This window comes from Pseudoalteromonas sp. TB51 (assembly GCF_000498055.1).
Taxonomy (GTDB): domain Bacteria; phylum Pseudomonadota; class Gammaproteobacteria; order Enterobacterales; family Alteromonadaceae; genus Pseudoalteromonas; species Pseudoalteromonas atlantica.
Map to the genome: position 1 here is coordinate 1 of NZ_AUTO01000071.1, position 1201 is coordinate 1201.

Sequence of the window (1201 nt, forward strand, 5' to 3'; positions counted from 1 at the left end):
CAGCCATTGCCTACGATGACAACGCCTACCAGCCAAAGGCTATGACAAAAGCGGATATAACTCAGCTAATAAACGATTTTGTAAGCGCAGCAAAACGCGCTGATGAGCTAGGGCTTGATTTAATTGAGCTACATGGTGCGCATGGTTATTTGTTACACCAGTTTTTATCGCCTCTTTCAAACAAGCGTGATGATGAATACGGGGGCAGTTTGCAAAACCGTATGCGCCTTGTGCTTGAGGTGTTTAAAGCACTAAGAGCTGAATTTGCAAGCCATAAACCGGTAGGCATTCGTATCTCTGCGACTGATTGGGTAGAAGGTGGCTGGGATTTAGCACAATCTATTGAGCTTGCTAAAGCATTAGACAAGCTTGGCTGCGATTTTATTCACGTAAGTACAGCAGGGCTAAGCCCAGAGCAACAAATACCGGTTAAACCTAACTTTCAGGTACCATTTGCAACTGCTATTAAAGAGGTCGTAAGTATGCCGGTAATAGCCGTAGGTTTAATCACTGAGCCACAACAAGCCGAAGATATTATTAGCGAGCAGNAAGCCGATGGCGTAGCACTAGCGCGAGGTATTTTGTATAACCCGCATTGGCCTTGGCATGCTGCAGCGCAACTTGGCGCAACCGTTAATGCGCCTAAGCAGTACTTGCGATCTAGCCCACATGGGCAGCCTTCACCTATTAAGTAACTTACATTTACCATGGCTACCCACTGCATTTATATGCAGTGGGTTTTATTATTTATAAATTAGAGTTATTTATGAACCAATCACGTGCACAGCCAGTGCAAATAAGTAATACCTTAGTGAGCATTATTGCTCTGTGCTGTGGCCTTATTGTGGCAAATATTTATTATGCCCAACCTATTATTGAGTTATTAGCGCCCGATGTGGGTTTAAGTGCGCACAGCGCCAGTTTTATTGTGTCGCTTACACAAATTGGCTATGCAATGGGGCTGTTTTTTTTAGTGCCATTGGCTGATTTAGTCGAAAACAAACGCTTAATGCTCATTACCTTAGCCATAACATTTTTAAGTTTAATAGGCGCAGGCTTGGCGCAAAGCCCAAGTGTAATGTTGCTATTATGCTTATTGGTGGGGGCGAGCTCTGTATCGGTGCAAGTATTAATACCGCTTGCTGCGCATTTATCCTCAGATGAAAAACGCGGGCAAGTACTGGGCAATATAATGGCGGGG

Annotated in this window: 2 protein-coding genes; both read left to right on the forward strand. The window is 44.2% G+C overall.

What is annotated here, in order from left to right:
• Window positions 1-695: tRNA-dihydrouridine synthase (locus L650_RS0102800; protein WP_029772112.1), on the forward strand; the 695-nt coding region annotated here is incomplete at its 5' end.
• Between the two features lie 71 nt (window positions 696-766).
• The coding region (locus L650_RS0102805; RefSeq protein ID WP_164835530.1) for an MFS transporter at window positions 767-1201 on the forward strand (435 nt) is incomplete at its 3' end.